Consider the following 25,418-nt stretch of genomic DNA (forward strand, 5'->3'; position numbering starts at 1 on the left):
TTAATCTATCCGCTTCAATTCCTGAAGTTTTACCGTCTGCATGTTTAGAGCATCCGGCATCACATCAGCAATTTGGTCAGCATAGGCTGCCTTTTCTAACCGCTTATCCAGTGAGATAAAGATAGCATCTTGGCTACCCGACGCGGCCATCCGGCCAAAGATTTGCGTTAGATTCATTAACATATCTGGTAAGGCCACATCATCAAAATAGTTATCGCCAAGTGATTTTAGATAATCTTGCTTGGCCAATTCATCCGGCGTATCTGGCGCTGAGAACGGCAGTCTGGTTAGAACAAAGGCGTCCGTTTTGGCATTGAGATGGACCCCTTCTTGGAAGCTAGCCACTGCGAATAAGATGGCCCGTGAACTCTCTTCATACTGACGGGCTAACCGGTCTAGATTGCGTTGATTATTTTGGACAATCAGGTTGCCATAGTCAGACCGTGTCATCCGCTGCTTCATTTCAAATTGCGCTGCCCGCATCAAAGACCGAGACTGGAAAAAGACTTGGATTTTCCGCATGGCTTTTCGATTGGTCCATAGGGTTTCCACCAAATCAGCAATCACCATAGCAGCCTGGTCCTCATTGTATTTGTCGATAGAGAGAAAGTCTTTCAGGTAATAGCCACGAACTTGATGGTCCCGCCCTTGGACTAATTGCTGGGTGTAGGAATCTTCCATGAAAGAATACCATGCAAAGTCCTCTATACCAAATAATGACTGGATCATATTTTTAGACCGGACGATTTCAAGTGACGCCGATACCAATAACATTTGGCTTGGAATTGCTTGGAAAATAGCCGCTAAATGAGACTGACTCGTGTACAATTTGCGTGCAATGGTCACTTGGACATTGTGTTTGCCGAAGTTGACTTGTAAGTCCGCGTAATAATTTTTACTGGAATTAGTTGTTTCTAGCCAAATTTGAATTGCGTGATCGTACTGGTTTAGCTGTCCAAGTATTTGCTGGTAGGCCCGCTTGTTCAAGATTTCCATTTGATATAGCTGTTTCGCAATGACCTTCAATGGTGACACCATCTTAGACATGGCTGTAACTGCCTTTTGGGCCGATTCACGCCAATTGGCTACTAGATAATAGTCATGGGCAATATAATAGGATTTTTGCGCCGTATGCCGTTGGTAGTAAGACTTGGTTTGGAATTTATCCGAAATTTGATCGATAAACCGGTCTAAATTGCCCCAGGCTTCCTGTAAATTTTTCTCCACATGGTAGAGTTTGTCGACTGCCTGAATTTTCACATTGTTGGTGACTACCTTATCCATCAACCGGTGCACCGTTCGTTCCATCGCCGTTAAAGTTTCCTCCACCTCTTTCGATCGGAGGGTCTTAATCTGTTGTTGGTGGACGGTAACTGGTAATTGATGGCATTCATCAATAATGACTTTAGCTTCTTCTGTCAAAATAGCTTGGTCAATTAAATCTTGGTAATGGTAGACAAAGTAAGCGTGGTTTAAAATCACGATATCGGCAGATTTGGCTTCCGTCACATGTCGTTCATAGAAAGCATAATCCGCCCACCGTTGAATTTCATCATTTCGGCTGCCTTTTGATTGGCGGTTGACATTTTGCCAGTAGACCTCATTATTTAAGCCAGGATTCAGTTCATGCAAGTCACCTGTTTCAGTTTCATGCAACCAGACAAAAAGTGCCACTGAAATTATGACATCTCGTTTCAAGGCCGCTTCTGGATGTTGCTTTAACTGTTGGGTATATTTCTGCAATTTCGTCAACTGGATAAAGTGGTTTTGCCCTTTTAAAATCACTGTTTTCAAGGGTTTCCCTAATAGGTTGGCTGCTAATTGGACGGTTTTATCCAAGAACTGGTGCTGTAAGATCACTGTTGAGGTTGAAACGACTACTTGAGTTTGCCCATTATTTACCCCAGGCTTAGCCCCAGTTTGTTGACTAGCCGTATCATCAGCTGACAAGGCAGATACCACGTAGGCCAAGGATTTTCCAACTCCTGCATTGGCCGTTAGAAAGGCGTATTTAGGTCTTTTATTCGTTTCTGTAGAGGTGGTCGCTTGCTCATGGAAAAATGGTGCTACATCTTTGACCATCGTCTTTTGAAGGGGCGCTAAGCTTACACCGTTATTGGCTTCAATCACCTTTAAATCACCAGCTTGTAAATAGATAGCTTCTTTTGCCCCAAAGCCAGCAGGAAAAATATGAAAATTGGCTAATTTTGGATTCAAGACAAATGGCGCGATGTATTCGTAAGGACGTTTGGGCCCCTTATGGTCTTTAAACCATAAGGCCATGTAGTCGCCGGTTTGCCCGATAAAAAAATGTAAAAATGGCTGAAGCTGGGCGAATAACTCGGCTGGCATGGTCGCTACTTTTTCCTGACACATAATCAAAATATGGGCGGTCGCCACTGCATCATCAATGGCCGTATGGGCATTTTCAAGTTGGATGCCGTGGGCTAGACAGAATTCGCTTAGTTTATAGGAATCTGCCGTTGGGAAAAGGGTCCGCACCATTTCCACAGTGTCTACCCGGTCATGGGTCATAGCTGGGTAGCCCTGGGATTGAAAGCTCTTGTCTAAAAATTTGTAATCAAAGCCAATATTATGGGCAACAATGACCGTATTGGATAACTTTTGCCAAAGGATTTCTGCAACTGCTTCAAACTTTGGCGCCAGCTTGACTTGTTCATTGGTAATCCCGGTCAATTTGGTAATTTCACGTGGAATTTCTTGGTTAGGAAAGATATCCGTAGCAAATTGATCCACAACCTGCCCGTTCTGAACAAAGGCTACCCCAATTTGAATAATGCGGTCACCGTTATCATATGTAGATCCTGTTGTTTCTAAGTCCAGAACCGCATAAGTGGTTGTCACTTTTAACACCTTCCTACAATTAAATTTCGTTTATTTGATCATGATGGGTATCTAGATAAGCCAATAAGGCCGCTCTGTCATTCACCACATCTTGGGCCACAACAGCTTGCTCCAAAAACTGTAGCATTTGCCCGATAGTCCGTTTATTTCTTGGATTGATTTCTTGAATAATATCTTGACCATTGATAGCTAAATCACGTAATGATTGGATCGGTAGTTGGTCAAATAAGTCCTGAACAGCTTGGACTTTTGACTGGTTGAAAACAGCTTTAAAGCTTTTTTGACCAGCTGCTTGCTGTGCTTCGATAAAATCTTCCACTAAGACAAGTTGATCTCGGTCACGGCCGTATAAATCAGCTAGGGTCCATTCAGCTGTTTGGGCCCGGTAGACCAAGATATCTAAGTAAGCAAGGATATCCTTTTGGGCTTGGTTAGACATTTTCCAAGCCTTGGTGAATTGGCGGACTTGCTGTTGAATGGCTGCCAAATCTTCCTTGCCATTTAGTTCATAGGCCCGCCAGAAGAGTAAGGCCCAGGCAAAGTTTTCATTTGGGATTTGGACTTGGTCACTTGTATGACCTAGTAAATCTGTGAAAACAGCCTTGTACTCCGCTAAATAGGGTACATACTGAATTAAATCTGTTTCAAGAAAATAGTCTAATCCTTTGTGCCAATTGACACCAATCCACAGTTTATTCATTTCAACCGCAATTCGTTCAACTGCAATATGAACTAAAATCCCAGCGTTTTCAGCGATTGCTGCTAGGGTTTCTGGCTCAATATGAAAGTCAAGTTGACTAGCAAAGCGAACGCCTCGCATCATGCGGAGACCATCTTCATTAAACCGGTCATGTGGATTACCAACAGCCCGGATAACTTGGTCAGCTAAATCCTTTTGCCCATGGAAATAATCCACTATCTTGTGGTCAGGATTCATAGCCAAGGCATTAATGGTAAAGTCACGTCGTAATAGGTCTTCTTCTAAGTTTTGAACAAAGGTTACCTTGTCCGGGCGACGGTAATCTTGATAGGTCGATTCGGTTCTAAAGGTAGTGATTTCATAGGTTTCACCTTCAAACCAGACCATAATCGTCCCATGATCTAAGCCCACATCAAAATGACGTGGGAACAGGGCTTGAACTTCAGCTGGATAGGCGGAGGTGGCGATATCTACATCATGGATGGGCAAGTCTAATAGCAAGTCCCGCACAGCTCCACCCACAAAGTAGGCCTCGTAGCCAGCCTCATTGAGGGTATGAATAATAGGTGCTGCTTTGGTAAATTCTTGGCTATTAGTCATCTAACAAGTGCTCCAAACCATAGATTAAACCGTCTAATTGACCCACTTTTTCGACTGCCAATGCTACGCCGGGCATGTATGAGTTACGGTCGAATGAATCTTGACGGATAGTTAAGGCTTCCCCAACGCCACCGAATTGTACGATTTGATGTGAGTTGTAGCCTGGTAAACGTAATGAATGGATGCGGATGCCGTGGAAGTCAGCGCCACGTGCGCCTGGCATTGATTCTGTTTCATCTGGGTGTCCAGAAACATGCTCGCCGCGTGCTTCATAAATTAATTTAGCTGTTTTTTCGGCCGTACCACTTGGGGCATCCAATTTTTGATTGTGGTGAATTTCAGTAATTTCAACGTCTGGTAAATATTTAGCCGCCTTAGCTGAGAAGACTTGCATCAATACTGACCCAATGGCGAAATTCGGTGCAATTAAACCACCCAATTTTTTTGCTTCAGATAAAGCCGTTAATTCTTCAATTTCTGCATCGGTAAAACCAGTTGTACCAACTACTGGGTGGATATCATGTTCAATATAGTATTTGGTATTTTGATAGGCTGCAGCTGGAATCGTAAAGTCGATGGCTACATCAATATCAACTTGGCTAATCGCATCTTGAATGCATTCAAAAATTGGCGCCTTATCTGACCACCCAGCTACTCGGTCTGCTTGCTTGTTTAAATCATTATTGGCTAAAGCCACCAATTCAAATCCTTCATGGTTAATGACCATGTTGGCGGCTGTGGAACCCATTCTACCTAAAAATCCTGTTACTAATACGCGCATAATCCTGCCTCCTAAAATTCTCATTCACTATGGTTCATGTAATCTCACTCGTATGTATCCTCGTATTTTGATTAAAAACCTTCGTTTTCAGCCAACCAATCTTGTAAACTTTCATAAACATCTTGGAATTCTGGTCTTTGGGCTAAGTCACTTTGTTCTTTAAAGATTGCTTCAATTCGGCGCCAGTCTCCTGCTTCTCGTAAAAAGTCGAAATAGTCATGTAAGAAGGACGTATCTTCTTTCAACTGTGGGTAAGCATCGGTGTAGGCTTGGTTTGCAAAGTCAAATTCTTCTAACTCTTGGAAGACTTTAGCCTTCATCCAAACATAACGGTCGAACTCGATGCCTTTTTCATCCATATCTTGAATCAAGGCTCGGGCTGTTCCGTAGTCCTCGTCATCAATCAATAATTGCAGTAGCAATACTAAAGCCTGGCCGTAGTCAGGATCGATATCTAAAGCCAACTCTAAGGCTTCACGAGCCGTCTCCCGGTTTCCAATTTGTTGGGCAAATTCAGCCTTTTGGAAATACAAACGAGCTTCATATGGGTTGACCAAAATCGCCTTATCGATCATTTCTAAGGCCCCGTCGTGGTCATGGAAGGCGTTCTTCACTTGGGCGAAGACTGCCAGTAAACCATCTGACAACTTGTCATCTTCATACAAGGATTCTAAAATCGTATTGGCTTTTTCAAAGTTTTCCGTTTCTACATAGTAGAAAGCTAGCTGTTCTTGTTGTTCATCTGTTCGGTCATTTTCAGGCGTCGCTTCAATCAACTCAATAGCTTCTTCAAAGTCACCCGTTGCTGCTTTCGCATAAGCAAAGTGGGCTTCAATGGTTTCAAATAAAGATTCCGGTGTCTCTTCAGACTGCAATAACCGCTCATATAATGGTAAAGCCTGTTGAAATTCACCTTGTTGGAACCGCAATTCCGCAATGCCATATAAAATTACCGGTTGGTTTGGCGCTAATTCCCGCGCTTCACTCAATTTGACCAAGGCCACTTCCGGCAAGTTGTACATTTGATAAGCATCCGCCTGCAGTAATAAAGCATCCACATATAATGGTGATTCCGGCGTAACTTTCAATAATTCATCAATCGATTCTTCAACTTGTCCATTATCTAAGGCTAACTCACCCTTCAATAAAATCCAAGAATCTTCCTCAGGAAATCTGTTTTCTCCCAATCTATAAATCTCATTGGCATAATCCACAAAGCCTAATTGTGCCAGGCTGTATCCTGTTTGCGCCATGACTTGGGCATCTTCTTTTTCAAGCTGTCCTAAGATTTTTTCAAAAACCACATTGGCCTTTTCAATCTCATTTTGCTGTATATACGTAATAAATTCATTCATTAATTGGTCCAAAAGATCCAACCCCCTATACCTAGCCTATTTTAGCACAATTCACTAGATAAAATCTTCCACCAGGACTATAATTCCTTCCGTTTTGAAAAAGAGTTACCGGACCCCACGCTAACAAGCGGGCACAAAAAAAGAAGCCTTATTGAACAGACTTCTTCTTAAAGACTATGCTATTCACTATTGGTACTTGCCACTTGGGTCACGGGGTATAAAAGTGTTTAATCCTTCCGTCAACAAGACTTGTCCAGCTTTGGTGATCACAACCGCCTCAACTCCTGCAATCGCAGACAGCTTGGCCAATAAATCTTGACTGGCTACCTCGGCCTTACAATGGACAATAGCTAGACAGTCTGACCGGGAATTAATTTAATAGGCAGGACATACCGATTATCCGCATCCTTCTTGACCTCAAGAGAGTGGTCAATTTGTTGCAAGAGGACATCTACTAACAAGTCTGCCAAATCTTTAATGGGTTGGGCAATGGTCGTTAATTGCGGGACATAGGTTTGGATAAAGTCTGTACCGTCATAGCCCACTAACTTTAAATCTTCCGGAATTGTCATCCCCAATTCACGGGCGGTATTCATGACCAACATGGCCGTCAAATCATCCGAACAAAAAATGGCATCCGGTGCCTCTTCTAGTAACAAAGCTTTGATTTTCAATTGCTTTCTAATTTGCGAAAAGTCCTTTGGAATCTTCGTGATTTGACCTTCTAAGCCATGGGCCTTGGTCACATCCATAAAAGCCTGGTAACGCAAATAAGTCGGCGAATTTGGATCATTGGCCCCAGTAATCATCCAAGGCTTAGTCGGTTGCCCCTTAAGTAAGGTTTCTGTCGCCAGCTTCCCGCCCAGATAGTTGTCAGAGGACACTATAGGAATATTTTCCCCGATATACCGGTCGAAAGAAATTACAGGCGCAGTCACCCGCTCGTAATCTGCATAATTTAAATTATGGGCACCCGCAATAATCCCTTCCACTTGGTTGGATTGGAGCATATTCAAGTATTCAGCTTCCTTATCCGCATCCCGTTCACTATTACAAATAATGGTTTTATACCCCTTAGCAAATAGGATTTGCTCCAGGTGGTTGGCCAATTCTGCGTAAAAAATGGTGTCGATATTCGGAAAAATCAAGCCCACCAACTTGGTCGACTTGCCTTGTAAACTGCGCGCCAATGAATTTGGATAGTAATTCAATTCTTTCATGGCTGCATGAACTTTATTAATGGTTTGTTGTGATAAATAGCCCTTTTGATTAATGACGCGACTCACTGTTGTTACTGAAACACCAGCTAAAGCTGCTACATCTTGTAACTTTGCCCGCAAGGTTCTTCCCCCTTATTCATTATTTATGCAGGAAGTAGACTAGGTTGTTGTCAGTTCCTTCTGCAAAAATATGTGTGTGTTGGTTAGATGGCGTAAAAATTCTTGAAGACATGACATAAGCGCCATCGTTCACGAAAATCTCTAATACAGATGTATCCGCAAAGACATTCACTGTCACTTTTTCTTGGCCAGCTAGGTCAAGCGTTCGACTTGTGCCAAAGTCTTCAGCAAAAATTGTCCCCATCTCACTTCTATCAAGTTTTATTTTACCATCAATTGTATCAATGGATAAGGTGACAAAGTGTTTTTTGTCTGCGTCTGCATATAATTGAATGGTCGCTTGTTTATTCGCTGCTACTTCAAAGGCATATTCGTAGTTGTTTTGGTCCATTTCAATATGGTCAAAAAGGGCTTGTGGCGCTTGTCTTAAGGCCAAGGTCTCTTCAACTGGGTATTGGTATAAATGACCATCTTGAATGCGAAATTCTTTGACTAAGCTTAAGGCACCTTGGTAACCATATTGGTCCGTTGGATAGTCAATTTCCGGTAGACCTAACCAGGAAACGCCTAGCACTCGCCCGTCAGGTGCATTAATCAATTGACTGGCATACACATCAAAACCGTAGTCTAAATTGTGTAATTGACCAGGGTTTTCCAACTTCCCTTCTGCAGTAAAAGCGTCCGCAACTAGGTAAGCATTAGGATAGATATTTTGATAGGTTAACTGGTCTTGGTCGATTCCTTGGGGACAGAAAGTGACAAAGACTTTTCCGTCCACTTGGTTGATATTTGGACATTCAAACATGTAAGCAGAATCAGCTTGAGGTATTGCTAATTCACTGTGGTAAGTCCACTGATTCAGATTGGACGGGGCTGCTTGGTATAAATACAAGGTCCCCCGCTCGTCAGCTTTTCTTTGACCGCCTATCACTAACCATGATTTACCATGTGCTGTAAAGTACATGGGGTCACGGAAGTGGTCAGTCGCCTGGTCAATTTCATCAATGATCAGTTCTTTTTGACCCAGTGCGCCTGTTTCAGGGTCCAAGGTAACCGTATTTTGTTTTGGATGACGAACCCAATTTTCATCGCGCACATTTCCTGTATAAAATAACCGTAACTTGTCACCATCAGCAGTTGCTGAACCTGAATAGGCACCGTGAGCATCTAAGGCGTTGTCAGGAAGCAGTGCCAACCCCTTTTCCTCCCAGTGGATCAAGTCTTTTGAGGTTAATCGGTACCATGATTTCAAGCCGTGGACTGGGCCAAATGGGTAGTATTGGTAGAAGACTTGCCACTCACCATTTATATATGAAAAGCCATTAGGGTCGTTGATTAAGCCTGTTTTCGGTTCGATATGAAAGTGATTGCGCCATGGTGATTGGTCCGCTAATTCATTGAGTGCTGTGACATAGTCCTCTGGCCAGTCGGCGTAGTTTCGGTATCGGTCTGCTTGGTCAAAGCTGTGTAATTTAAAAGACATGTGAATCCTCCTAATAAATGATGAATTACTTGCATCCTCATTTTTGTGTTTATGATGCTATCATTTTAAGCATATCTTAGCAAAATAGCAAGCGTTTCCATGTTAGATATCCTTATTTTTCAAAGGATTTATATGTAAATGAAATATTTTCTGTCAAACGTTTGACATATTACCCTTCGCCTGTTAAAATTTTAAGCAAGTAAATGAAAACGCTTAAATCCAAAAGCACATATGAAGAAAAGAGGTAAATATCATGAATCATAAAGAAGTTGCCAAACGTATCCACCAAGCCTTGGGGGAAGACAATGTTGTGACTGCAGCCCACTGTGCGACACGGTTGCGTTTAGTGGTGAAAGATGAAGAAAAGATTGACCAATCAGCATTAGATAATGACCCAGACTTGAAAGGAACTTTCCAAGCGAACGGTCAATATCAAATTATTGTAGGACCTGGTGATGTGAATAAGGTATATGAGGAATATACAAAAATCGCCGATATTAAGCCTGCATCCAAAGAGGAAGTAAAAGAAACGGCTAAAAATCAGGGTAAACAAAACCCAGTAATGGCAGTCATTAAGGTATTATCAGATATTTTCGTTCCATTAATTCCAGCCCTAACTGCCGGTGGTTTGATTATGGCAGTCAACAACGTCCTAACAAGTGAAAACTTATTTGGACCTGAAGCCCTAGTGGCCATGTATCCAGCCTGGGCTGATTTTGCTGACATGATCAACATGTTCGCATCTGCTGCCTTCGCCTTTTTGCCTGTTTTAATTGCCTTTTCAGCAACCAAACGATTTGGTGGTAACCCTTATCTTGGGGCTACTATGGGGCTAATCATGGTGATGCCACAATTAATCAATGGTTACGACGTGGCCAATGTGACGGCAGCAGGTGAAATGCCCGTATGGAATATTTTTGGTTTAGAAATTGCGCAAGCAGGTTACCAAGGTCAAGTATTGCCTGTTATCGGGGTTGCTTGGATATTAGCTAAATTGGAAACTTTCTTCCATAAATATTTGAAAGATGCCATCGACTTTACCTTTACGCCAATGTTAACCATCATCTTAACAGGTATGATTACCTTTACAGTTGTAGGACCAGTCCTACGTACCCTATCTGATTTATTACTGAACGGTATTGTAGAAGCGATTACTTACCTAGGCGCATTTGGTTATGGTGTATTCGGTCTATTCTACTCAGCAATTGTATTGACAGGTTTACACCAATCATTCCCGGCAATTGAAACAGCCCTAATTGCAGATGTTGCGACGACAGGTGGTAACTTCATTTTCCCAATCGCATCAGTAGCCAATGTTGCTCAAGGTGCAGCGACCTTAGCCGTATACTTCATCACTAAAAATGAAAAAACTAAAGGTTTGGCGACATCATCATCTCTATCTGCCATGCTAGGGATTACTGAACCAGCCATGTTCGGGGTCAACTTGAAATTGAAATACCCATTCTTCATCGGGTTAATCGCTTCAGGTATTGCCTCAGTCATTTTAGGTATTTTTAACGTTCGTAGTCAGTCGTTAGGACCTGCAGGTGTGATTGGTTTCGTTGCCATCATCCCACGCTTTATACCAACCTTTATGCTTGCCATCGTCGTATCTATCGTGATTGCATTCGTAGCCACATACATTTACGGTAAATCTCTTTCAAAAAAAGAGGCAAAAGATGCCCAAGCTGAGAAAGAAAAAGAAGCAAAAGTAGTTGCTGCTCATGAAACTGAAGAAACAGTACCTACCTCAGAAACAAACATCTTATCAGGTGAAAGCACTGGCCTAATAAGCAATGATAAGACGATTGTTGCACCACTCGCTGGTAAGGTCACTGCCCTAGAAAATGTTAACGATCCCGTATTCTCACAAGGCATGATGGGCCCTGGATTAGCCATCGTCCCTGATTCAAGTGGCAATGTATACGCACCTATTTCAGGTAGTTTAACTATCGCCTCTGAAACGGGCCACGCTTATGGTTTAGTTAGTGACTCAGGTCTAGAAGTTTTAATCCATATTGGTATCGACACTGTGAATTTAAACGGTCACGGTTTTACCAGTGAAGTCAAACAAGGTGATCAAGTCAACAAAGGCGACCTTTTAGGAAGCTTTGACTTAGCAGTCATTAAAGAAGCAGGTTATGATCCAGATGTTATGGTCCTTGTCACAAACGCCGATCAATATGACAATGTTGAAGTAGTCGCTGACGGTTTAGTTGATGAAAAAACGGCTATAATCGAAGTAAGATAGTTTAGACAATAGCAAATTAAATTAGGAGGTTGGACAATAGTCTAGCCTCCTTTTTCGTGCATATCTTGCATTTTCCAAGCTAATTATGGATAGCGCCATAGTTAACTATTCTGACCAGCCATTATAGCTTCCACTAAGACCGTCCATCATAGAAGCCCATATTTTTGCTTCTTTTCTGTTACTATTTGGTCTATTTGGCAAAAAATTGCAAATAAAAAAGCCGCTGATGTCTATGACATCAACGACGTTCTTTGAAATCTTATTTAACTGCATCTTTCAATGCTTTACCAGGTTTGAAAGCTGGTACTTTGCTTGCAGGGATTTCGATTTCATCGCCAGTTTGAGGGTTGCGACCTTTACGCGCTGCGCGGTCACGAACTTCAAAGCTACCAAAACCGATTAATTGAACTTTTTCACCGTCAGCTAAAAATGCCTCGATTTGTTCGAAAACTGCATCTACAACTGGTGCTACACTTTTTTTAGAATCACCTACTGCATTTGCAACGTTTTGTACTAATTCTGCTTTATTTGCCATTCTAATTTCACCTCCTCCGAAATTCTTTCGGATATATTTATTCTAAGATAAATATACGGGATAATCGAATTGTCTCTCAGATAATCCTTTTATAGAATACCATACAAACCGCTATATAACAACGTTTTTGGTTAAAAATACGCGTATTTTTAACCTTTTTCTGTTATTTTCTGTTTCTTGTAATGATTTGAATAGGCGTACCTAAAAAATCAAAAGATTTTCTGATTTGATTTGAAAGAAAGCGCTCATATGAGAAGTGCATTAGCTCTTCGTCATTGACAAATGCCACAAAAGTTGGCGGTGCAGATTTGACCTGCGTTAGGTAGTAAATACGTAATTTTCTACCCTTGTCAGATGGTGCTGGGTTAATACGGATCGCATCAACCAGTACCTCATTCAATAATGATGATTGAACACGACGGTTGAAGTTACCATGAACGTGAGCAATCATTTCTGGTAGTTGCACTAAACGTTGTTTGGTTTCTGCAGATACGAAAATGATTGGTGCATAGTCGATAAACTGGAACTCACGACGAATGTCATCAGTGAATTTCTTCATGGTATGGTTGTCTTTTTCAAGAGTATCCCATTTATTTACCACAATAATAATCCCACGTCCTGCTTCATGGGCATAACCAGCGATCGTTTTATCTTGATCACGGATACCTTCTTCAGCATTTAAAACAACTAGACACACTTGAGCTCTTTCAATTGCACGCATGGCACGCATTACTGAATACTTCTCAGTTGCTTCGTATACTTTACCACGTTTACGGATACCTGCTGTATCAATGATTTTATATACTTGTCCGTCATCCTCGAAAGATGTATCGATTGCGTCGCGAGTTGTCCCCGCTACATTCGATACGATTACACGGTTCTCACCTAAAATCGCATTGACCAAAGAAGATTTACCTACGTTTGGTCGGCCGATTAAGGCGAATGAAATAGTATCATCCTCATCATCATTTTCAATATCGTCTGGTGCCAAATGGAATACTTCTTCTAGTATGTCCCCGATACCCAGACCGTGAGAGCCAGAAATTGGGTATGGATCACCTAAACCTAATGAGTAGAAATCATAAATTTCCGCTCTTTGTTCAGGGTTATCGACCTTGTTTACAGCCAGTACGACAGGTTTATCTGTCTTACGTAACATGCTGGCGATTTGAGAGTCTGTCTTTGTCACACCTTCACGGACATTAGTCATCATGATGATAACATCTGCTTCTTCCATGGCAATTTCAGCTTGCAAGCGAATTTGTGTCATGAAATCTTGGTCGTTAAATTCGATACCACCAGTATCGATTACATTTAATTGTTTTCCTAACCATTCACCCTGTGCATAAATTCTATCACGGGTAACGCCAGGTTCATCTTGGACAATTGAAATTCGGTCTCCAACAACGCGGTTAAAAATGGTAGATTTACCTACGTTTGGACGGCCGACAATGGCAATTGTTAAATTAGACATCGTTTTGCCTCCTTTCAATAGCAAACATTGAAATAAAAAAGGTAGGCGAGTTTCCCCAACCTACCATCAAACCAAACTTATGGTTTATTAATAAAATTATTCGTTATCGTCGCCGAAATCGAAGTTTTTCAATTGATCACCTAATAAGTCACCGAAAGTGAAACCTGATTCATCGTCAGATGATGCTTGAGAAGCATTGTTACGACGGTTGTTGTTTTGTTTACGAGGTTTGTTTTGACGTTTTTCTTCGCGAGGAGCAGCAGATTGTGCAGATGCATCAGCTTCTGGTGCTTCTTCTAAAGCTTTGATTGATAATGATAAACGTTCGTTTTCAGCATCAACGTCTAAAACTTTAACTTGGATAGCTTGACCTTCTGTTAATTTCTCAGCTGGTGTAGCAATGTGATCGTGAGAAATTTGAGAGATATGTACTAAACCTTCAACACCTGGGAACACTTCAACGAATGCACCGAAGTCAACTAAACGACGTACAGTACCTTCTAATTCAGCACCTTTAGGCGCTTTTTCTTCAATGTTTTCCCATGGTCCTGGTTGTAAAGCTTTAATAGATAATGAAATACGTCCACGTTCTTCATCAACTGAAAGAACTAATACTTCAACTTCTTGTCCTTCGCTTAATACATCTGAAGGATGGTTAACGTGTGCTTGAGCGATTTGAGAGATGTGTACTAAACCATCGATACCACCTAAATCAATAAATGCACCGAAGTTAGCCAAGCGAGCTACTGTACCTGTTACTTTATCGCCTTCTTGGAATGAGTTTAATTTTTCTGCACGTTCAGCGATGCGTTTTTCAGCAGCGATTTCTTTGTGAGATAAGATTAAACGGTTTTCGCTAGGTTCAATTTCAACAATTTTAACTTCTAATTCTTGGCCTTTGTATGGAGAGAAATCGTCAACGAAAAAGTCTTCAACCATTGAAGCTGGGATGAAACCACGTACACCCGCATCAACAACTAATCCACCTTTAACTACGCTCTTAACTGGCACAGTGATAATTTCACCGTTTTCAGCTTTAACTTCTAATTCAGCCCATACTTTTTTCGCTTCGATACGACGGCGAGAAAGTAAGAATGAACCATTTTCTTTTTCTTTGATTTGTTTAATAACAACTAACTCTAAAGTGTCGCCAACTTTAGCAACTTCTTCGATTGAGTCAATTGGTTGAGCAGATAATTCTTTGAAAGGAATAACCCCTTCAACACCTGCGCCTTCGATACCAACAATTACTTGGTTATCGTCGATTGATAATACTTCACCTGTTACTGTATCACCAATTTTTACTTCTACTGATTCTGCAAGAATCTCTTCCATTGATGGAATTTCTTCGTTATTTTGATTTTGTTCAAATTCGTTTGACATACTCTAAATCCTCTCCTAAATGTACTACCTCATTCGCACTAAGCCAATGATCAATTATTATTATATCATTTATTTAAACTATATTCAACTTTTATTCCTCAAAGATAATAAAAAGGGGTAGAATTCGCTTGAATTTTACCCCTTTTTGTGTTTGATGGTATTTCTTGCAATATAAATTATACAATCACACGGTGGATTTCAGCTAATATAGACTCTTCTACTTCTTCTAGGGTTAAATCAGATGAATCTAACATAACCGCATCGTCTGCAGGTACTAATGGACTATCTTCTCGGGTCGAATCATACAAGTCCCGACGCTTAATATCTTCAATCAAGTCTTGAAGATTCATTTCTGAATAACCTTTGGCTTGATTTTCTAAAAAGCGACGACGCCCTCGTTCTTCAGCAGATGCCGTTAGGAAGATTTTCACTTCAGCATCCGGCAATACCACTGTCCCAATATCACGGCCGTCCATTACAACGCCTTGTCCATTTTGCGTGTAGGCTCTTTGTTTTTCAACTAGGACTTGGCGTAATTCAGAAACTGCTGAGTAAGCAGAAACTGCTTTAGAGATACGGTCTGTACGAATGGCCTCTGACTGGTCCTGTCCGTTAACTAAGACGCGCTGGCCATTTTCCCCTGGTTCAAAGATAATATCACTCGCTTCAGCTAAGGTTTTCAAAGCGTCAGCGTCTTCAGCTGGAATGTGTCCGTCTAGGGCTAGTAATGTAATTGCCCGGTACATGGCACCTGTATCTAAATACACATAGGCTAATTTTTTAGCAATTTTCTTGGCAATTGTACTCTTGCCAGACGATGCTGGTCCATCGATTGCGATTTGAATCGCTTTAGACAATCTGTCCACCACTCTTTCATTCTATTAATTTACACGTAATACGGTTCCCGGTCCTATGCTAGAACTTTGTGTTAAACCGTTTAATTCAAGTAATTCATCTAGGGTCATACCGTTGTTCACTGCAATCCGATATAGGTTATCCCCTGCTTGAACAGTATAAGTACCTGTTGATTCAGACGCACTTTCAGAAGAAGCTGATTCTTCTTCGGCTATGGCTGCTTGTGATTCAGCAATTGAAGCTGATTCAGCGGCACTTTGCGCTGCGGCTTCTGACGCTGCTACTGCTGCATTTGACTCAGCTACACTTGCTGCAATACTTGAAGATTCTTGTTCAGAAGCTAGGCGAGCTGATTCTGATTCTGAGGCAGCTACTGCGCTTTCTGAGGCAACAATTGATTCAGAGACAGATTCGGAAGCTGAAATAGATGCTGACTCACTGGCTTTTGAAATTGATTCAACATTTTGCGTTTTAGAAATCATGACTTGCTCAGTTGATTCCGGTTCAGGCACCTTGTCTTCATTATTCATATAGGCAATCAAAAGAAACGGTACAACAATCATCACAAATAGCAAGAAGGCAATTACCTTTGAAGTTGTCGATATCGTATCTGGGTTGCTCTTCTTATTGCGGGCCGTTCTCGTGTACTTTTGATTTTTTAAATTCTCAAATTCGCCAAACCCTTGATTCTGAAAGTCATCACTTGTAGGGGGGGTTTGGTCAGAAGATGCTGAACTGTCTTTTTCTGAAGCCTGTTCAGTTTCTACTTCTGTATTTTCTTGATTTTTTTTCGTCAACTTGTCCCAGAATTTCATCCATATACCCCTTTCTTAACACTAAGAATTGTACCATGAACCCCTTTTTATGTCAGTATTTCTTTAGGCAATTTAACAAAACTTTATGGACCCGTTTCAAGATAATAAGTGCTGCAAACGTTGGGTCCACATTTCCTTGAAATCACCATCATGCTCGTCTTTTTCAACTTTCACTCGATTCGGTAGGGCCATTAAATCTTGCCATATCGGTCGACTGGCATAGTCAGGTTGACAATTACTGCAACATAAGTCTGGTCTATCCACTACCTGTTCATCAGCTTGATCTAATAAGAAAGTACGGTAACACTGGTCATTAGCCATTAAATCTAACATTTGATAGATTTGACGTAACCGTTCTTGACGAAGTTTTTGGGCATGTACTTTTGCTGTTTGGTAATCCGTAAAATGATGGCGGTAAAAGTACAACATGGCACTTACGCTATCTGCGTATTGGTCAACTTCACTTTGGGTTAAGGCCTGTTTAAACAGCCGCTCCAATAAATCATCCAACAAGTCAGCCTCGTCTTCTAATAACCGACGCATTTGCTGCAGTCTAGCTGCCTCGCGATTGTCATATAAGACAATTGATACTGATTGTTCCTGGTCTCGTCCTGCCCGCCCCACTTCTTGAATGAAGTCTGCCATATTCTTAGGGAGATGATAATGCAAGACAAAGCGTATATGACCATGGTTGATTCCCATACCAAAAGCTGACGTTGCAAAAACAACATCCAATTCATTTTGAAGAAACTGGCTTTGGATGATATGCCTATCTTCTAGACTTCTATCCCCATGGTAAGAAGCGACTCGCAAATCTGTATGATCTTTCATCCATTGGTTGAGTTCTTCGAGTTCACTTTTATGGTGGACATAAACAATTCCCGGCTTAGGCAACCGGTCTAACCAATCCTGCAATTTGTTTACCCTCACCTCACCAGTGTCAATTTCATCGAATAGGTAGAAAATATTTGGTCGGTCAACCGATTCTTTTACCAGTTGAATAGGTTCACCCTCTTCAAATAAGTAAGCCTTAATATCTGCTAATGTAGATTGGTTGGCCGTAGCAGATAAGGCTAATGTTTTTGGTTGCTTTAAGAGTTGACGGACCTTTTTCAATTCAGTATATTGCGGTCTGAAGTCATAACCCCATTGAGAAATACAATGGGCTTCATCGACAACTAATAATTGAATGTCCATCCGTTGTAAGGCCCTAATTACATGATCTTTCAGGAGCATTTCTGGTGATAGAAATAGAAATTGATAGTCAGATAGGTGACTTAAAATATAGGCTTGTTCGCCGCGGTCATAGGTAGAATTTAAGGCAATGCCCCGCCCTAACCCCATCCTTTGTAATTGACTGACTTGGTCTTGCATCAGGGAAATCAAGGGTGAAATGATCAATGTTACCCCAGGTTCATTGTATTGGTTGATTTGGTATATTAAAGATTTCCCTCCACCAGTTGGTAAAATGGCCACTACGTTTTCCTGTCGGTCTAATGCCTCTAAACTCGCCAATTGCCCGGGTTTAAATGCTTTGTAACCTGTCATTTCTTCCAGGCGTTTATGCCAATCTGTCATCATGGGTTCCTTTCTGGTAGACGATATGCCAATACCGATATAACCAATAATCTTTCTCGCCGAATCGTGCTTTAAAGGCTTCGTAATTCTCATCCGGTTCTTGGCTTACTAGGGGTGAAATGTCTTTCAAATTAAGTTCTTCAACCACTATTGGTTCAATTATCCAAGGAAAACTCAAGGTAATTTCTATGATATGTTCCGTTATGGTAGATAATTTTAACCGTCTTCTATCAGCGATTTTTTGAAGTGACCAACCTTGGTTGATTAAATTTAAAGTATCTTGCGTGGTCTGATTCCAAATCGGGAATTGGTTAAAAATCCCTTGGGCAAAGACTTGTAGCCATTGAGTTTCTGCACCTAAAGTATGACCACTTACCCAATTTTGATAGATTTGATCCATCAAGGCCTGTTGGGTAATGACAACTGCCCGCTCAGAAATCTGATGGCTTTCTGCTACTTGTTCAAGGGTTTGTGCCGGTAATTTGGCGCCTTCAAACTGTTCTAAGAAAATGAGGGCTGCTTGGTCTGGGAAGGCAGATAGTTCCTTAGCGAGTTGCTGGTGAAGGCTTTTGGTTATTGCTTGTAAGCCAGCTTGGGACGCGTCTGCCCTTTTGGCCATTGAAATAAAATCTTTTATCAGCTGCTGGACTTCTAAATCCTGGACGATTGGGCTATAGTGCGGGTTTTCGGCTTGAATATTGGATAGGACTTGCAGCAATAAATTGAAGGCTGAATGGTGCTTGTGGTGGTGACTTGGGATAATCAGACCGTTTCGTTTTTGAAGGATGTCATCAAAAAGCAAATGCATGTAATTATTTTGATTGTCTTGGCGAAAAATAGCTCCCACCGAGATATAATCAGCTACATTTTGGGTATAAGACATCCATACGTCCTTTTCAAGTTTTGGATATAGACCGAAATAGGCAGTTAAATTGTTTGAAAATGCAAAAAAAAGTGTTGTGGCTGTTCGCTTGCCAATCAACACTTGATATACGGAATTCGGGGGTAAGGCTTGGACTCTAAAAGCGATCGCCATTAATAAAGTATCCAATCCTATCCCTCCAAAGTTTCAACTATTTCTTCACCCGACATGATACTCTAGGTCTTATCATACCAGAAAATTGTCCAGGCTTCACTTTTTAATGGTGTGAATATTCGCGCGTACCGAATCGATTGACTAGGGTTGGTAGGGTTTGAACTAGGACGAAATGTGCTAGAAGGGAAACCAATACCCCTTTGATCAAGTTGAAAGGGATGATACCCGCCAGGATATATGTTTGCATGTTGCCTACATCGAAGTTCATGACTTGCATGTAGAACGGTGTGATCACGAAGTAGTTTAAGATAGTCATCACTAATGCTAAAGAAAGAGTTGCAGCTAGGTAAGCAACAATCGTTTTGCCGAAATTCATTTCTTTCGCTGACTTATTTCCTGCGTAAACTGTCGCCATTTGGTCTTTCAATAAGTAGTAAATTGGCAAGATATAAGCGATAGTCGCGATAAAGGCTGTTGCGTCACCGATTGGAATCCCCATTTCACCACCTGTATACATGTAATGTAAACCATTGGCGATTAGGCTGGCAGCAACTGCTTTTTTAGGTCCAGAAATGAATGCAACGAGTAAGATTGGTACAAGTGAAAAGTCTACCTTTAAGTAAGGTAAAGCCGGGATGATTGGAAAACCAATAAACATCAATATGAATGATAATGCCCCGACAATTGCGACCAATACGATTTCTTTAGTGTGATTTTTTCCCATGTGAATTTCTCTCCTTTTCTACTTCATGGGGTTGGCACTCAAAAGTGGAAATAAAAAAAACTCTTTCCACCTTCAAGGTAAAAAGAGTATAGGCAAACAGACATAGTCCGCCCATCTTCTTCCATCCTGACTTTACAGTCGGTTCTAGAATTTCACTAGATCAGTCCCAAATGGGAGTCGCGGACTTTACCGCCGATCGGGAATTTCACCCTGCCCTGAAGATTGCTTCAAATTTATTTGATTACAATACCTATTATAGCAAGTATCTTACTTTTTTCAAGTAGAATACTTACTTTTTCTTGGCATTCGCCAATAATTCTTCGATTTCGTGTTTTAGTAAGATTCTGCTGTCTCCTGGTTTCAAACCTTTAAGGTCTAAAAAGCCATAACGTTCACGTTTCAACTTGGCTACTGGATGTCCAACTGCTTCTAACATTTTACGGACTTGGCGGTTACGCCCTTCATGGATAACCAACTCGATAATAGTGGTCTTTTTGTCCTTATCAACAGAAAGAATTTTCGCTTGTGCTGGGGCAGTTTTCACACCGTCAATTTCAACGCCTCGCTCTAATTGCTTACGTTCTTCTCCGGTAATGACACCTTCAACTTTAGCCACATAGACCTTGTTGATTTCATAGCGTGGGTGCATCAAGGTATTGGCAAATTCACCGTCGTTAGTTAATAACAATAATCCTGAGGTATTGTAGTCTAACCGTCCTACTGGATAAATCCGTTGTTCAATTCCTGGGAAAAAGTCAGTGACCACTTTCCGATCTTTATCATCTTTTACTGCAGAAATCACGCCAGTTGGCTTGTAGAATACATAGTACACTGGTTCTTCTTTATAAATAGGTACTTGGTCTACTTCAATGCGGTCAGTGTTGGATACCTTATGGCCCAACTCTCTCACCACCTCACCGTTGACTTTCACGCGTCCTGCGGCAATCAATTTTTCAGACTCTCGTCTCGAGGCAACACCCGCGTGTGCCATCACTTTTTGTAATCTTTCCATCTTTAAATAACTCCTATAGGTGACCTATTCAGTCGTTTATTCTGCTGTTGTTTCATTAAAGTCTGTCTGGCTAAGGTCTGTCTGGCTAAGGTCTGTTTGGTTAAAGTCTTTTTGTTCAGGTTCACCGTTATCATCAATTTTAAAAAGGGTCTCTTCATCTACCGAGCCATCTAAGACTAGATTATGAATATCCGGCAAGTCTTCTAAGGACTCCAAACCAAAATATTGGTAGAAGTAAGAGGTTACCCCATAAATAATCGGCCGACCTGGTGAGTCCTGACGGCCCGTTTCCATAATCAAATCTCGCTCTAGTAATTTATGGATCATATTAGATGACTGAACACCTCGAATATCATCGATCGTCATTCGCGTGACTGGCTGTTGGTAGGCAATAATCGCCAATGTTTCTAATGCAGCTTGAGACAATTTCGTTGCAAAAGGAGAAACCGCGTAATTTTTCACCACTTCACCGTATGCTGCCTTGGTCACTAATTGAACACGTTCGTTAATAACGGTAATTCTTAATCCTGATTGTGGGTCGTGTTGGAGACGATTTCTCAAAACCATCACGTAGTATAAAGCCCATTCCTGTCGTATCTCTAATAAGTTGGCTAGTTCATCGACAGCGATCCCATCTTCACCTGCTACGAAAAGTAAACTTTCTATTGCAGCGACTGCATTCATTCACTTTCCTCCCGTCTAATCAATTGAATATCTGCTCTTAAGTCTTCCTGGTATAAGTATAATTCATTTGACTTCACTAATTCCAAAATCGCTAAAAACATACTCACAATTTGACTACGCGATTGAATTTTTCCAATAAAAACGGCTTCTTGAAACATTAATACATCCCGGTCCGCCTCAACGAAGGCTTGTCGAATATCCGCCATTGCAGTTCCTACTGAGTAAGATTCGCCTGCAATCGTGGTTTGGATAGGTTGTAGATTTTTCAAGCGGAAGGCCATCTTTTGAATGGCTCTATACAAGTCATCCGGCGTTAATTGGCGACCCGTCATAGGGATTTTCTCTTGATAAGCCGATAAGTCTGATGGTTGCTTGGTATATTCCAACGACCGTTCAGCCTGTTTATCCGCTAAGATATGGGAAACTTCCTGGTATTGCTGGAAAGCAAGTAATTGTTCCACTAATGAGTCACGTGGATCATCTTCTTCCTCAACCGCTTCTTTAGGGGTTTTTGGTAGCATCATTTGGGTTTTGATTTCCAATAAAGTAGCCGCCATCACCAAATATTCTGAAGCAATATCCAGAGATAAGGCTTCGTAGGTATGAATATAGGCTAAATATTGATCGGTAACCAAATTTATGGGAATATCAAAAATATCTACCTTTAAATCTTTAATTAAGTGTAATAGTAAATCAAGCGGCCCCTCAAAGGCCGCTAGATCCAATGTTAATTCACTTGTATGTTCGTTCATCCTGACACTTTTCTCCTAGGCTTGGGGGGTGTTTTCTTGTTTATTATCCAATTCGTTGTCAAACTCTTCTTGACGACGTTTTGTCCATTTTGACAAAATAGTTGAAAGAGAAATTACCCCAGTCAGGGTGTACACTGGAAATTCTTTCTTTAAAGCCGTTAATAAATCGTATGTACGACCTTCTTCTCTAAATGAAGGATTGATCGATAGATAACGCACGACTAAAGTATCTGTATCATCATGTTGGTCGAAGCCTACTAAACCGATGATATTATCAGAATAAGCGTCTTTCCATAAATAGATTTTACGTTCTTCATGATTAATTTTATCCATTTCTTCTGTAAGTTCAGAAAATTCTTTAAACTCAGGGATGTAGGATAATAGGCCCATTACGATTTTCTCGTATCTTCTTGTATAAGGCACTAACATCTTTGCCCTCCTTTTACTTTTGCATAATAACAAAGTATGTGTAAGAGTACATTAGCATACATCAGCAATCAAGGCAATTTTTATTAAAAATTTTTAAAGTTGCGAGAGAGACCGTTTAGCTCAATAACACTGGAAAATTAGTGCCGTATCATACGCAGTGTGATGCAAATTAATTTGAAGTGGACTTGAGCTGGTCGAACAAACCCGACTACGAAAAGCACGCTTTACATACTTGTTATTGCATGTTTTTGCTAGCTGATAATATAATGTACCTTTTGGATAAACTGTAAAATATATGTATGTTTAACAAATTTCCTGATTATAAATCGTCAGCATACGATAATGTATACCTGTTCTTTCAAAAAACGCACCGTTTCAGTTTGATTAATGATCGATGACAAGTGGTGGTCTGTTACGTTAGTTAATCTTTCGCATATCGATTTCGATAAAAATAGCCAGGTCTAAAGAGACCTGACTAGATAGTGGTTGTTAGCCTTTTTTCTCACTTTGTCTTAAGGTATAAGATTGTTTCAGTGTGCCTAATAAGCCTTTGTCTGAGTAAGTCAGGACATTTGACTTGTAGAAGTTGGCGGATAACCATAAGCAGAGGATTGAGAATAGTAGTGAAATGATGACCGACAAGATTATTTCTGTGGTCGATACGGTTTCAGCAGCTATTCTGAATGGCATGACAAATGGTGTGAAGAACGGAATTTGTGAGGCTACTCGAACTAAGATATTGTTTGAGAAACCTAGTCCAAACATCCCAATATAAAAACCAGTAATACTTAAAAGAATAATCGGTGTGATCATTTTATTCACATCTTGTACATTTGAAACAAGTGATCCAAGGAAGGCACCTAATACTGAATAGGTGATGATCCCCAAGAAGGCTAATAAACCGGACCAACCAATGATAGATGCTGAATTAGATAATAGGGATGGAATTGTTTCGTCCCCTAATAGGACTTGTAATTCTGCTAGCATTAGCGTATTCCTGATTGTGATAAAGATGATGCCCAGTAAGATTGCGTAGAAGGCAACTTGTGTCAGCAATACGAGGAAAATCCCCAACATTTTACCCATAAAATGGGTGGTTGATGAAATGGAAGATAGGATGATTTCCATGATGCGCGACCCTTTTTCCACGGCAATTTCTTGCGAAATGATGGAGATATAGTTCATGACAAACATGAATACGATAAAGGATACAACGTAAGCGACACCAGTTCTTACCATAGATTGAATGTCCTGGTCACTTTCACTGGTACCGGATTCTAAATCAATAGTTTGGCTTTGGATGGCCACATTTGAATCGATTAGATGACTGGATTCTTCTTCTGTCAGGCCTAATGCTTGCGACCGGTTGGATAATTGGATACTCTCTAATACAGTTTGGAAGCCAGTAGTTGAGATATTCTTCCCGGTATTACTTTTGTAGAATTCAGCTTGGATGGCTTCCGGATCACTTTCGTCAATGACTAAATAGCCATCAATTTCCTCGTTAACTAGTGCCTCTTGTGCTTGGTCTACATCTTGGTCAAAAATTAATTTGTTCTGTCCGTTGTCTTCCGTTTCAATTGCGCTTACAGTTTGGTCAGTGGCACCAATGATAGATACCGTACCGATTGAATCAGATGCTGTTGCCATACCGATGACGCCTGAAATGATAGCTACTATAGCGACCATCAAGATGGGGCTTAGTAATAGCATAACAAATGACCATGAAAACACATTTTTCTTGTAGACTTCTTCGATAATAATACCCAAACGACTATTTCTCATGACGTCCACCTGCTTCCATTTTAAAGATTTCATCTAAGGTTGGCGGTTGTTGGCTAAAAGATTGGATGTATTCGCCTTTTGAGATGGTTTTGAATAATTCAGGCCCTACATTTTCATCTGATAGGATTAACTTATATTCCCCAGTTGTCAATTGGCTAACCGATTCCACCCCTTTTAAGGCTGCTAGGGCTTCTTGATCCCAGCCCTTAGCTTGGACGAACAGTCTTGTTTTACCGTAGGCATCACGCACATCATTAATTGGCCCGTAGAGTTTCTGCTCCCCGTTATGAATCATAACGACTGAATCACAAACATCTTGGACGTTGGCCATATTATGACTTGAAAAAATAATACATGCGCCTTGATCGCGAAGGCGTAAGATACCTTCCATCAAAAAGCCAGCATTTACTGGGTCTAAACCTGAAAATGGCTCATCTAAAATGACCAATTTTGGTTCGTGGATTAAGGTGGCAATCAATTGGACCTTTTGTTGGTTCCCTTTGGATAAGGTTTTAATCTTATCTTTACGGTCACCTTTAACATTGAAGTTTTCGAGCCATTCATCAATTTTGGCATTGATTTCTTTCTTTTTCATGCCACGCAAGCGGGCAAAATACATGATTTGTTTTTCGATGGACATGCTCTCATAAAGACCACGATCCTCAGGTAAGTACCCCACCGTGTCATACACTTTCTTCATATGCAAGGGTTGGCCATTCCAATTAACTTGGCCCCCATTTTCCGGTGTTAGGAAATTTAGAATCATTCGAAAAATTGTCGTTTTACCAGATCCATTCTGGCCAACGATACCAAGGATGGTGCCCGGTTGAATTTCAAAGGACACATCATCTACTGCGACAACTCTGCCGAAGGTTTTTCGTAGATGTTCTACTTGTAACATACACTTTCTCCTCCTTCTGCTTTCTTAGGGTTTCCCTGTTTCTTTCACTTGGTCTGCCGAAATGAATCGTTTAAGGCAAA

At 41.0% G+C, this 25,418-nt stretch carries 21 protein-coding genes and 1 riboswitch; of the genes, 1 reads left to right on the forward strand and 20 read right to left on the reverse strand.

Going from position 1 to position 25,418, the window contains the following annotated elements; all coding sequences use genetic code 11:
* From A6J77_RS01010 to A6J77_RS01035, 6 genes are all read right to left on the reverse strand, one after another.
* Complete coding sequence (locus A6J77_RS01010) at positions 1–2,865, reverse strand: exonuclease domain-containing protein (protein WP_227645088.1); 2,865 nt, start codon at positions 2,863–2,865, stop codon at positions 1–3.
* A gap of 19 nt (positions 2,866–2,884) precedes the next feature.
* Positions 2,885–4,165, reverse strand: coding sequence for a CCA tRNA nucleotidyltransferase (locus A6J77_RS01015; protein WP_083067673.1), 1,281 nt, complete (start codon positions 4,163–4,165; stop codon positions 2,885–2,887).
* A complete protein-coding gene (gene dapB, locus A6J77_RS01020; protein WP_193756662.1) occupies positions 4,158–4,949 on the reverse strand; it encodes a 4-hydroxy-tetrahydrodipicolinate reductase in 792 nt (263 codons plus the stop codon). The genes A6J77_RS01015 and dapB overlap by 8 nt, the downstream gene beginning before the upstream one ends.
* Positions 4,950–5,017: 68 nt before the next feature.
* On the reverse strand, positions 5,018–6,313 hold the full coding sequence (locus A6J77_RS01025; protein WP_083067675.1) for a tetratricopeptide repeat protein: 1,296 nt from the start codon (positions 6,311–6,313) through the stop codon (positions 5,018–5,020).
* A 338-nt stretch (positions 6,314–6,651) separates the two neighbouring features.
* Complete coding sequence (locus A6J77_RS01030) at positions 6,652–7,641, reverse strand: LacI family DNA-binding transcriptional regulator (RefSeq protein ID WP_083067676.1); 990 nt, start codon at positions 7,639–7,641, stop codon at positions 6,652–6,654.
* Between the two features lie 19 nt (positions 7,642–7,660).
* Positions 7,661–9,124, reverse strand: coding sequence for a sucrose-6-phosphate hydrolase (locus A6J77_RS01035; RefSeq protein WP_083067677.1), 1,464 nt, complete (start codon positions 9,122–9,124; stop codon positions 7,661–7,663).
* 253 nt (positions 9,125–9,377) lie between these two features.
* Here A6J77_RS01035 and A6J77_RS01040 point away from each other — a divergent pair, with 253 nt between their 5' ends.
* The gene (locus A6J77_RS01040) at positions 9,378–11,375 is read left to right on the forward strand and encodes a sucrose-specific PTS transporter subunit IIBC (protein WP_083067678.1); all 1,998 of its coding nucleotides are present in this window, start codon (positions 9,378–9,380) and stop codon (positions 11,373–11,375) included.
* A gap of 259 nt (positions 11,376–11,634) precedes the next feature.
* Here A6J77_RS01040 and A6J77_RS01045 read toward each other — a convergent pair whose 3' ends face one another.
* The 14 genes from A6J77_RS01045 to A6J77_RS01110 form a co-directional block, all read right to left on the reverse strand.
* Positions 11,635–11,910, reverse strand: a complete 276-nt coding sequence (locus A6J77_RS01045; RefSeq protein ID WP_016897591.1) for an HU family DNA-binding protein — start codon at positions 11,908–11,910, stop codon at positions 11,635–11,637.
* 163 nt (positions 11,911–12,073) lie between these two features.
* Positions 12,074–13,384, reverse strand: a complete 1,311-nt coding sequence (der, locus tag A6J77_RS01050) for a ribosome biogenesis GTPase Der (RefSeq protein ID WP_083067679.1) — start codon at positions 13,382–13,384, stop codon at positions 12,074–12,076.
* A 96-nt stretch (positions 13,385–13,480) separates the two neighbouring features.
* Positions 13,481–14,767, reverse strand: a complete 1,287-nt coding sequence (gene rpsA / locus A6J77_RS01055; protein WP_083067680.1) for a 30S ribosomal protein S1 — start codon at positions 14,765–14,767, stop codon at positions 13,481–13,483.
* Between the two features lie 176 nt (positions 14,768–14,943).
* The gene (cmk, locus tag A6J77_RS01060; protein WP_083067681.1) at positions 14,944–15,624 is read right to left on the reverse strand and encodes a (d)CMP kinase; all 681 of its coding nucleotides are present in this window, start codon (positions 15,622–15,624) and stop codon (positions 14,944–14,946) included.
* A gap of 24 nt (positions 15,625–15,648) precedes the next feature.
* Positions 15,649–16,437, reverse strand: a complete 789-nt coding sequence (locus A6J77_RS01065) for a LysM peptidoglycan-binding domain-containing protein (RefSeq protein ID WP_083067682.1) — start codon at positions 16,435–16,437, stop codon at positions 15,649–15,651.
* Positions 16,438–16,533: 96 nt separating this feature from the next.
* The gene (locus A6J77_RS01070; protein ID WP_227645089.1) at positions 16,534–18,015 is read right to left on the reverse strand and encodes a RecQ family ATP-dependent DNA helicase; all 1,482 of its coding nucleotides are present in this window, start codon (positions 18,013–18,015) and stop codon (positions 16,534–16,536) included.
* Positions 17,999–19,066 (reverse strand): helix-turn-helix domain-containing protein, encoded by a 1,068-nt coding sequence (locus A6J77_RS01075; RefSeq protein ID WP_083067684.1) that lies wholly within the window; start codon positions 19,064–19,066, stop codon positions 17,999–18,001. The genes A6J77_RS01070 and A6J77_RS01075 overlap by 17 nt, the downstream gene beginning before the upstream one ends.
* Positions 19,067–19,154: 88 nt before the next feature.
* A complete protein-coding gene (locus A6J77_RS01080) occupies positions 19,155–19,775 on the reverse strand; it encodes an ECF transporter S component (protein ID WP_083067685.1) in 621 nt (206 codons plus the stop codon).
* 109 nt (positions 19,776–19,884) lie between these two features.
* Positions 19,885–20,002, reverse strand: a riboswitch (FMN riboswitch).
* A gap of 62 nt (positions 20,003–20,064) precedes the next feature.
* Complete coding sequence (locus A6J77_RS01085) at positions 20,065–20,787, reverse strand: pseudouridine synthase (RefSeq protein WP_083067686.1); 723 nt, start codon at positions 20,785–20,787, stop codon at positions 20,065–20,067.
* A 36-nt stretch (positions 20,788–20,823) separates the two neighbouring features.
* A complete protein-coding gene (scpB, locus tag A6J77_RS01090) occupies positions 20,824–21,471 on the reverse strand; it encodes an SMC-Scp complex subunit ScpB (protein ID WP_083067687.1) in 648 nt (215 codons plus the stop codon).
* Positions 21,468–22,223 (reverse strand): segregation/condensation protein A, encoded by a 756-nt coding sequence (locus tag A6J77_RS01095; protein ID WP_083067688.1) that lies wholly within the window; start codon positions 22,221–22,223, stop codon positions 21,468–21,470. The genes scpB and A6J77_RS01095 overlap by 4 nt, the downstream gene beginning before the upstream one ends.
* 15 nt (positions 22,224–22,238) lie before the next feature.
* A complete protein-coding gene (locus A6J77_RS01100) occupies positions 22,239–22,652 on the reverse strand; it encodes a reductase (RefSeq protein ID WP_083067689.1) in 414 nt (137 codons plus the stop codon).
* Positions 22,653–23,141: 489 nt separating this feature from the next.
* A complete protein-coding gene (locus A6J77_RS01105) occupies positions 23,142–24,437 on the reverse strand; it encodes an ABC transporter permease (protein ID WP_193756621.1) in 1,296 nt (431 codons plus the stop codon).
* The gene (locus tag A6J77_RS01110; protein ID WP_083067691.1) at positions 24,427–25,338 is read right to left on the reverse strand and encodes an ABC transporter ATP-binding protein; all 912 of its coding nucleotides are present in this window, start codon (positions 25,336–25,338) and stop codon (positions 24,427–24,429) included. Before A6J77_RS01110 ends, A6J77_RS01105 begins: the two co-directional genes overlap by 11 nt.
* Positions 25,339–25,418 lie beyond the last annotated feature (80 nt).

The organism is Aerococcus viridans, assembly GCF_002083135.2.
Lineage (GTDB): Bacteria > Bacillota > Bacilli > Lactobacillales > Aerococcaceae > Aerococcus > Aerococcus viridans_C.

What these genes read in the sequence shown, in the direction of transcription:
- A6J77_RS01015 (WP_083067673.1), bottom strand. Translation starts at nt 4,165, where the DNA reads ATGACTAATAGCCAAGAATTTACCAAAGCAGCACCTATTATTCATACC.
- A6J77_RS01035 (WP_083067677.1), bottom strand. Translation starts at nt 9,124, where the DNA reads ATGTCTTTTAAATTACACAGCTTTGACCAAGCAGACCGATACCGAAAC.
- A6J77_RS01040 (WP_083067678.1), top strand. Translation starts at nt 9,378, where the DNA reads ATGAATCATAAAGAAGTTGCCAAACGTATCCACCAAGCCTTGGGGGAA.
- A6J77_RS01045 (WP_016897591.1), bottom strand. Translation starts at nt 11,910, where the DNA reads ATGGCAAATAAAGCAGAATTAGTACAAAACGTTGCAAATGCAGTAGGT.
- der (WP_083067679.1), bottom strand. Translation starts at nt 13,384, where the DNA reads ATGTCTAATTTAACAATTGCCATTGTCGGCCGTCCAAACGTAGGTAAA.
- rpsA (WP_083067680.1), bottom strand. Translation starts at nt 14,767, where the DNA reads ATGTCAAACGAATTTGAACAAAATCAAAATAACGAAGAAATTCCATCA.
- A6J77_RS01065 (WP_083067682.1), bottom strand. Translation starts at nt 16,437, where the DNA reads ATGAAATTCTGGGACAAGTTGACGAAAAAAAATCAAGAAAATACAGAA.
- A6J77_RS01070 (WP_227645089.1), bottom strand. Translation starts at nt 18,015, where the DNA reads ATGACAGATTGGCATAAACGCCTGGAAGAAATGACAGGTTACAAAGCA.
- A6J77_RS01080 (WP_083067685.1), bottom strand. Translation starts at nt 19,775, where the DNA reads ATGGGAAAAAATCACACTAAAGAAATCGTATTGGTCGCAATTGTCGGG.
- A6J77_RS01085 (WP_083067686.1), bottom strand. Translation starts at nt 20,787, where the DNA reads ATGGAAAGATTACAAAAAGTGATGGCACACGCGGGTGTTGCCTCGAGA.
- scpB (WP_083067687.1), bottom strand. Translation starts at nt 21,471, where the DNA reads ATGAATGCAGTCGCTGCAATAGAAAGTTTACTTTTCGTAGCAGGTGAA.
- A6J77_RS01095 (WP_083067688.1), bottom strand. Translation starts at nt 22,223, where the DNA reads ATGAACGAACATACAAGTGAATTAACATTGGATCTAGCGGCCTTTGAG.
- A6J77_RS01100 (WP_083067689.1), bottom strand. Translation starts at nt 22,652, where the DNA reads ATGTTAGTGCCTTATACAAGAAGATACGAGAAAATCGTAATGGGCCTA.
- A6J77_RS01105 (WP_193756621.1), bottom strand. Translation starts at nt 24,437, where the DNA reads ATGAGAAATAGTCGTTTGGGTATTATTATCGAAGAAGTCTACAAGAAA.
- A6J77_RS01110 (WP_083067691.1), bottom strand. Translation starts at nt 25,338, where the DNA reads ATGTTACAAGTAGAACATCTACGAAAAACCTTCGGCAGAGTTGTCGCA.